Raw genomic sequence first — 6,724 nt, 5'->3', positions numbered from 1 at the left:
CGCGAAGAAGGTGGTGGTGACGATGTGCATCGGCGGCGGGATGGGGGCGGCGGGGGTGTTCGAGGTGCTTTGAGCACGGATCTGTCACTTCGTGATCACGACCTAGTTGGGGCACGCTCATCTACCATCGCGCCATGAGCATGTTCGACCTTCTTCAGTCGCTTGATGCTGCGCAGCATCGGCAAGCTCGAAGTTCCCATTGCCTCCATCGAGCACTTGATTGCAATGAAGACCGGAACGGGCCGGACCAAGGATGTGATCGACATCGAAGAACTCAAAAAGCTTGGCGGGCCCACATCATGAGTGCTGAATCGAATCTGCGGCTGCTGCGTGAGATTGAAGCCAATCGCGCATTCATTCTGGCCGCCTACCGGCAGAACCCCGACTTGCTCGCGCGCGCCGAGCCGCGCATTCGTCAACTCCTGAGACCACTGCCTCTAGTTCCTGAGGATGCGCAGGACTGGTCGCTCGAATCGCGTCCTCCCGGCGCGTCCAAGCCATGAGCCTTCGTCCCACCCTCGATTTCCTTCTCTACGACTGGCTAGACGCCGAGTCGCTCAACCAGCGCGAGCGCTTCGCCGACCACTCGCGCGAGACCTTCGACGCCGTGCTCGACACCTGCGAGCGCATCGCCCGGGAGAAGTACGCGCCGTACAACCGCATCGTCGACACGCAGGAGCCGCACTTCGATGGCGAGAAGGTGATCCTGCCGCAGGCCACGCACGAGGCCCACAAGGCCTTCGTCGAGTCGGGCATGCTCAGCGCCGCGCAGGACTACGACATCGGCGGCATGCAGCTGCCCTACACCCTGCAGGCGGCGGCCAACGGCTTCTTCGCCATGGCCTCGGTCAGCATCGGCTCGAACATGCTGACCAGCGGCAACGCCAACCTGCTGATGGTGCACGGCACGCCGATGCAGCAGGCGGTGTTCGCGAAGAACGAGTTTTCAGGCCGCTGGTCGGGCACGATGTGCCTGTCGGAGCCGCAGGCGGGCTCGAGCCTCAGCGACGTTGCGACGCGCGCCGTGCCGGACGGACCGGACTTCCAGGACGATCCGCTGGGCCCGCGCTACCGGCTCACCGGCAACAAGATGTGGATCTCGGCGGGCGATCATGAGCTGACCGAGAACATCGTTCATATCGTGCTGGCGAAGATCCCGGACGAGAACGGCAAGCTGATTCCGGGCACGCGCGGGATCTCGCTGTTCATCGTGCCGAAGAAGATGGTCGACACGGAAGGGCGGCTCACCGGCCAGCGCAACGATGTCGCGCTGGCAGGCCTCAACCACAAGCTGGGCTGGCGCGGCACCACCAACACGCTGCTGAATTTCGGCGAAGGCAAGTTTCCGGTCGACGGCAAGCCCGGCGCGATCGGCTACCTGGTCGGCCAGCCCGGCAAGGGCCTGCACTGCATGTTCCACATGATGAACGAGGCCCGCATCGGCGTCGGCACCGCGGCCACCATGCTGGGCATGGCCGGCTATTACGCGTCGCTGGAGTACGCGAAGAACCGGCCGCAAGGCCGACCCGCGGGGCCGGCGGGCAAGGATGCGGCGAAGCCGCAGGTCCGCATCATCGAACACGCAGACGTGCGACGCATGCTGCTCGCGCAGAAGTCCTACTGCGAAGGCGCGCTCGCGCTCGAGCTCTACTGCGCGCGCCTGGTCGACGAGCAGAAGACCGGCGACACCCAGGCCGCCGACGATGCGCGCCTGCTGCTGGAAGTGCTGACGCCGATCGCCAAGAGCTGGCCCAGCGAATGGTGCCTGGAGGCCAACTCGCTTGCGATCCAGGTGCATGGGGGCTACGGCTACACGCGCGACTTTCCGGTGGAGCAGTACTGGCGCGACAACCGGCTCAACATGATCCACGAGGGCACGCACGGCATCCAGGCCGCCGACCTGCTGGGACGCAAGGTGCTGATGGAGGATGGCCGCGGCCTGCAGCTGCTGGCGGCGCGCATCACCGACACCATTGCCCGCGCCTCGCCTGTGCCCGCGCTGGCCGCGCATGCGAAGGCCTTGGCCGAGGCCCTGCAACACATCGGCAGCGCCACGCGCGCCGCCTGGTCCACCGGCAACCCGCAGGAGGCCCTGGCCAACGCCGTACCCTACATGCAGGCCTTCGGCCACACGGTGCTGGCCTGGATCTGGCTCGACGTTGCCGAGTGTGCCCTGCGCAGCGACGGCGCCAGGGCGCTGCCGGCCACTGCGGGCCGCGTCGGCGCCACCGACTATTTCTTTCACTACGAGTTGCCCAAGATCGGCGCCTGGCTCCAGGTGGTGGAGCGCCGCGACCCGACCTGCACAACCCTGCCCGAGGAAGCCTTCTGATGAGCGGCACGCAGCCCAAGCCCCACGCCACGCTGGAGAAGTGGATCTGGATCCTGATCTACGGCGGCCTGTTCCTGCTCATTCTCGGCATTGCGACCGGCCGCGCCAACGAAGTGCTGGGCTGGTCGATCGCCATGCCCGGCGTCGCGCTGGCGGTGGTCGGCGTCGTCCTCATCTACGTTCGCTCGAGGCTCAAGCCATGATCACGAGATCGAGTTGCCCGGCCATGAAACCCCCTGAACCCGGAGAAGAAACATGAGCGCACGAAGCTTCCAGAAACTGTTCGACCTGAGCGGCAAGGTCGCCCTGGTCACCGGCGGGTCCCGCGGCCTGGGCCTGCAGATGGCCCACGCGCTGGGCGAGGCCGGCGCCAGGATCATGCTGAGCTCGCGCAAGGCGGACGACCTGGAGCAGGCCGCGGCCGAGCTGCAGGCGGCGGGCATCGATGCCCGGTGGATCGCGGCCGACTGCTCGAAGGAGGAAGACACGCGCCGCCTCGCGGACGAGACCCTGGAGCGCCTGGGCGCGGTCGACATCCTGGTCAACAACGCCGGCGCCAGCTGGGGCGCGCCGGCCGAGGACCATCCGGTCGAGGCCTGGGACAAGGTGATGAACCTCAACGTGCGCGGCTACTTCATCCTCGCGCAGCAGATCGCGCGCGGCTACATGATCCCGAAGAAGAGCGGGCGCATCATCAACATCGCCTCCGTCGCCGGCCTGAACGGCAATCCGCCCGAGATTCGGACCCTGGCCTACAACACCTCGAAGACCGCGGTGATCGGCTTCACCCGGACGCTCGCGGCCGAATGGGGCCGCTACGGCATCAACGTCAACGCGATCTGTCCCGGCTTCTTCATGACCAAGATGGCAGCCGGCCTGATCAAGTCGCTGGGCGAGGAGAAGATGGCCGCGGCGGCTCCGCTGGGCCGGCTCGGTGACGAGGAAGACCTCAAGGGCATCACGCTGCTCTATGCCAGCGATGCCGGCAAGCACATCACCGGCCAGTGGCTGGCGGTGGACGGCGGCGTCAGTGTCGTGCTGGGTGCCGCCTGAAAATGAGCTCCCCCCAGGCTGGCTCACTTCGTGTAGCCGCCCAGCGTGCTGCGGCCAGAGGCCTTGCCCTTCAGGCCGTCCAAGCCTGCGCAGGCAGGCTTGGAGCCGCGGCAACATCAGCGGCCCGGCAAAGCCGGTTCCGCGGTGTTCCTGGAAAAATCACCTGTCGATGACCTGTCATGCCATCTGAACACGCCGACATCAACATCCGCTCCTACACGAGCCAGATCCCCTTTGCGCGCCACCTGGGCTTCGAGCTCACGAAGTTCGAGGGCGGCGAATCCGAGATCCGCTATACGGCCAAGCCCGAGCACCTCAACACCTTCGACGTGACCCATGGCGGCGCCTGCATGACCTTGCTGGACATCACCATGGCCGCTGCCGCGCGCAGCCAGACGCCCGAGATCGGCGTCGTCACCATCGAGATGAAGACCAGCTTCATGCAGCCTTCCATCGGCCCGCTGCATGCGCGCGGCCGGCTGATGCACCGCACCGCCACGCTGGCCTTCGTCGAGGCCACGATCTACGATGAGCAGGAGCGCGCCTGCGCCCATGCCACCGGCACCTTCAAGTACGTGAAGCGGCGCCTGCCCACCGGCCCCGGCAGCGCGAACGCCATGCGCCCGCCTTCCACCGACTAACAGAGACTCAGCATGCCCACCAATCGCCAGCAAATTCTCGACAACCGTCCCGAGGGCGAAGCCGTCGCCTCCAACTTCAAGCTTGTGAGCGTCGAGACCCCGCCGCTGAAGGAGAACCAGGTCCTGGTGCGCCACCATTACATGAGCCTCGACCCGTACATGCGCGGCCGCATGAACGACGCCAAGAGCTATGCCCAGCCGCAGCCGCTGGGCCAGGTGATGCAGGGCGGCACTGCGGGCGAAGTGGTCGAGAGCCGGCATCCCAAGTACGCGGTGGGCGACAAGGTGGTCGGCTTCGGCGGCTGGCAGGAATACAGCGTGGTCGATGCCTCGCAGCCCGGCGCGCTGAAGAAGGTGGACACCACGCAGGTGCCGCTGTCGCATTACCTCGGCGCCGTCGGCATGCCGGGCGTGACGGCCTGGTATGGCCTGGTGAAGATCATCGATCCGAAGGCCGGCGAGACGGTCGTCGTCACGGCCGCCAGCGGCGCGGTCGGCAGTGCCGTCGGTGTGCTGGCCAAGGCACGCGGCTGCCGCGTGGTCGGCATCGCGGGCGGTGCGGACAAGTGCAGCTACGTGAAGGACGAGCTCGGCTTCGACGCCTGCATCGACTACAAGCAGCATCCCGACGCGAAGAGCATGAGCGCCGCACTCAAGGAAGCCTGCCCCGATGGCATCGACGGCTATTTCGAGAATGTCGGCGGCTACATCTTCGATGCGGTGCTGCTGCGCGCCAACGCCTTCGCGCGCGTCGCGCTGTGCGGCATGATTGCCGGCTATGACGGGCAGCCGGTGCCGCTGGCCAATCCGGCGCTGTTCCTCATCAACCGCATAAAGCTCGAAGGCTTCATCGTCAGCGAGCACATGGAGATCTGGCCCGAGGCGCTGGCCGAGCTGGGCCAGCTGGTCGGCAGCGGCAAGTTCAGGCCGCGCGAGTCGGTGGCGCAGGGCATCGAGTCGGCGCCCGAGGCCTTCCTGGGCCTGCTCAAGGGCAGGAACTTCGGCAAGCAACTGGTGAAGCTGATCTAGGCTTCGTATCGATCAAGGAGGCCGCGATGAATGCGACGCACGAGGTCTTCAACCAGCCCACGCCGCTGGCGGACTACAACCTGTTCGAGAGCAACCGGCCGCTCGCCGCTGCGCTGAAGTTCAATGCGCCGCAGCTGGAGCTTTCGCCGCTGGCGCATCTGGGCGGCGTGCTCGGGTCTGCCGAGATGCAGGTCCATGCCCGGCTGGCCAACACGAACCCGCCGGTGCTGCACACGCACGACCGCTACGGCCGGCGCATCGACGAGGTCGAATTTCATCCGAGCTACCACGTGCTGATGAAGACGGCGGTCGGGGCGGGCCTGCATGGGACGCCGTGGACGGGTGCATCGAACTCGCCGCACGTCCAGCGCGCCGCCGGCTTCATGCTCTTCACCGAGCTCGAGGCATCCATCCTTTGCCCCATCTCGATGAGCTACGCCGTGACGCCCGCGCTGCGCGGCAACCCGGCCATCCACGCCGACTGGGGGCCCAAGCTCGCGAGCCTCTGGTATGACCCGGCCCTCAAGCCCTGGCGCGACAAGCCCGGCGTGACCATGGGCATGGGCATGACCGAGAAGCAGGGCGGCTCCGACGTGCGGGCCAATACCACGCGCGCCGTGCGCGCAGGCAGCGACGCCTGGGGCGAGCGCTACGAGATCACGGGCCACAAGTGGTTCTTCTCCGCGCCGATGTGCGACGCCTTCCTGGTGCTGGCGCAGGCCCCGGCGGGCCTCAGCTGCTTCTTCCTGCCGCGCGTGCTGGATGACGGCAGCCGCAACGCGATCCGCATCCAGCGCCTGAAGGACAAGCTGGGCAACAAGGCCAACGCCAGCTCGGAGGTCGAGTTCCACGGCGCCAGCGCCTGGCTGGTGGGCGAAGAGGGCCGCGGCATCCCTCAGATTCTCGAGATGGGCACCATGACCCGCCTCGACTGCGCCCTCGGCACCAGCGGCCTGATGCGCCAGGCGCTCAGCGTCGCGCTCGACCATGCGTCGCAGCGGCAGGCCTTCGGCAAGCCGCTGCTCGCGCAGCCGCTGATGAAGAACGTGCTGGCCGACCTCGCGCTCGAAAGCGAAGCGGCCACGGCGCTGGCGATCCGCCTGGCGCGCGCCTTCGATCGACAGCAGGATGCGCACGAGCGCCTGATGGCACGCCTGCTCACGCCGGTGGCCAAGTTCTGGATCTGCAAGCGCGGCAGCCACTTCGCGCAGGAGGCGATGGAATGCCTCGGCGGCAACGGCTACGTGGAGGAGGGCGGCGAGGGCGTGATGGCGCGCATCTACCGCGAGATGCCGCTCAACTCGATCTGGGAGGGCGCCGGCAACATCATGGCGCTCGACCTGCTGCGCGGGCTTCGCAAGGGCGACGCCATCGCCGCGCTCGCGCAGGAACTGAAACCTGCCCGCGGCAGCGATGCCGCCCTCGACCGGCTGGCCGATGCGCTGCCCGCACGAATCGAAGCCATGGCCACCGAAGCCGAGGCGCGTCGCCTCGCGCAAGATGTAGCGCTCGCGGTGCAGGCCGCGCTGCTGGTGCAGACCGCGCCCACTGCGGTCGCGGCGGCCTTCTGCGCCTCGCGCCTCGGCGGCGACTGGGGCCACGCCTTCGGCACGCTGGGTGCAGGCACCGATTTCGATTCCATCATCGCGCGCGCCCAGTCCCGCTGAGC

General features: G+C 67.3%; 8 protein-coding genes. All 8 read left to right on the top strand.

Going from position 1 to position 6,724, the window contains the following annotated elements; translation table 11 throughout:
• Window positions 1–165 precede the first annotated feature (165 nt).
• The 8 genes from ACMGEZ_RS29000 to ACMGEZ_RS28965 all read left to right on the top strand — a co-directional run bounded on the left by ACMGEZ_RS29000 (window position 166) and on the right by ACMGEZ_RS28965 (window position 6,722).
• Window positions 166–303 carry a hypothetical protein gene (locus ACMGEZ_RS29000; RefSeq protein ID WP_436825737.1) on the top strand — a complete coding sequence of 46 codons (138 nt, stop codon included), beginning with the start codon at window positions 166–168 and terminating at the stop codon, window positions 301–303.
• Entirely contained in the window at window positions 300–503 is a 204-nt protein-coding gene (locus tag ACMGEZ_RS28995; protein WP_436825736.1) for a hypothetical protein, read from the top strand. Before ACMGEZ_RS29000 ends, ACMGEZ_RS28995 begins: the two co-directional genes overlap by 4 nt.
• Window positions 500–2,332 carry an acyl-CoA dehydrogenase gene (locus ACMGEZ_RS28990; RefSeq protein ID WP_436825735.1) on the top strand — a complete coding sequence of 611 codons (1,833 nt, stop codon included), beginning with the start codon at window positions 500–502 and terminating at the stop codon, window positions 2,330–2,332. The genes ACMGEZ_RS28995 and ACMGEZ_RS28990 overlap by 4 nt, the downstream gene beginning before the upstream one ends.
• Window positions 2,332–2,535, top strand: a complete 204-nt coding sequence (locus tag ACMGEZ_RS28985) for a hypothetical protein (protein WP_436825734.1) — start codon at window positions 2,332–2,334, stop codon at window positions 2,533–2,535. Before ACMGEZ_RS28990 ends, ACMGEZ_RS28985 begins: the two co-directional genes overlap by 1 nt.
• A 52-nt stretch (window positions 2,536–2,587) precedes the next feature.
• Window positions 2,588–3,385 (top strand): SDR family oxidoreductase, encoded by a 798-nt coding sequence (locus ACMGEZ_RS28980; RefSeq protein ID WP_436825733.1) that lies wholly within the window; start codon window positions 2,588–2,590, stop codon window positions 3,383–3,385.
• Between the two features lie 179 nt (window positions 3,386–3,564).
• On the top strand, window positions 3,565–4,026 hold the full coding sequence (locus ACMGEZ_RS28975) for a PaaI family thioesterase (protein WP_436825732.1): 462 nt from the start codon (window positions 3,565–3,567) through the stop codon (window positions 4,024–4,026).
• Between the two features lie 12 nt (window positions 4,027–4,038).
• Window positions 4,039–5,055 (top strand): NADP-dependent oxidoreductase, encoded by a 1,017-nt coding sequence (locus tag ACMGEZ_RS28970; protein WP_436825731.1) that lies wholly within the window; start codon window positions 4,039–4,041, stop codon window positions 5,053–5,055.
• A 26-nt stretch (window positions 5,056–5,081) separates the two neighbouring features.
• Window positions 5,082–6,722: an isovaleryl-CoA dehydrogenase gene (locus tag ACMGEZ_RS28965; RefSeq protein WP_436825730.1), complete on the top strand. Its 1,641-nt coding sequence runs from the start codon at window positions 5,082–5,084 to the stop codon at window positions 6,720–6,722.
• Window positions 6,723–6,724 lie beyond the last annotated feature (2 nt).

Origin of the sequence: Variovorax stachyos, assembly GCF_051400855.1 — a bacterium.
Taxonomy (GTDB): Bacteria; Pseudomonadota; Gammaproteobacteria; order Burkholderiales; family Burkholderiaceae_C; genus Variovorax.
Note: the sequence above shows the minus strand (reverse complement) of the source record. Positions and strands in the feature narration are given on the sequence as shown.